Raw genomic sequence first — 851 nt, 5'->3', positions numbered from 1 at the left:
GAACCCGGCCAGGAACAGCGCCATCACGTACCCGGACAGCTGCCAGATCGCCGGCATCGCCATCGCGGCCATCGAGAACATGCTGGGCGACTGCCACCACCCGGACTGGAACCGTTCCAGCCCGAGCATCGCCAGCAGCTGGTTCAGCCCGACCGCCTGCTCGCCGGTGCCCGGCGACAGCAGCCAGCGCCACACGATCCCGGCCGCGATGAACGAGATCGCCATCGGCAGCAGATACACCGACCGGAACAGCCCCTCACCCCGCACGCCCTTCTCCAGCAGGACCGCCCACAACAACCCGAAGAACATCGTCCCGGCCACGAACACGACCGTGAGCACCAGCAGGTTGAACAGCGCATGCCGGTAGTCATCACCACCCAACAAGTTGCCGTAGTTCGCGATCCCGCCCGGGTTCGTCACCCGCTTGGAGGCCCGGGTCACGGTCCGCTCCAGCGAGGTGGCCACATTCCGCCCGATCAGCCAGTACACGAACACCCCGACCAACACGATCGAGGGCAACACCAGCAGCAACCCCGGCAGCCAGTCCTTCGCCTTACGCATCACAGTTTCCTTGGTGTCGGGGTACGCCGCCCGGCCGGGCCGGTCAGGGCCCGACCGGGGCGGCATACCTTCAGGTCACGCTCGTGACACGGGTCAGCCGACGTACTTCTTCGCGGCGGCGGCCAGGTCCGTGACCAGCGCGGCGTCATCCCGGCCGGCGTAGAACTTGCTGATCGCGGTGGAGATGTCGGTGTTCCACGCCAAGGACACGGCGGCGCCGTGCGCGATCGAGGACACGATCGTGTTGGACTTGAACGCGTCCATCGCGGCCTGCTGGTACGGCGGGAACT

The 851-nt window shown here is 67.1% G+C and carries 1 protein-coding gene and 1 pseudogene; both read right to left on the bottom strand.

From position 1 onward, the window contains the following. On the bottom strand, positions 1–561 hold a 561-nt coding region (locus ACYVLP_RS07320), incomplete at its 3' end, for a carbohydrate ABC transporter permease (protein ID WP_460626684.1). Between the two features lie 93 nt (positions 562–654). After that, a pseudogene (locus tag ACYVLP_RS07315) lies at positions 655–851 on the bottom strand (carbohydrate ABC transporter substrate-binding protein); the annotation flags it as partial.

It is taken from the genome of Intrasporangium mesophilum, assembly GCF_054783095.1.
This window is presented reverse-complemented; position numbering and strand designations above follow the sequence as displayed.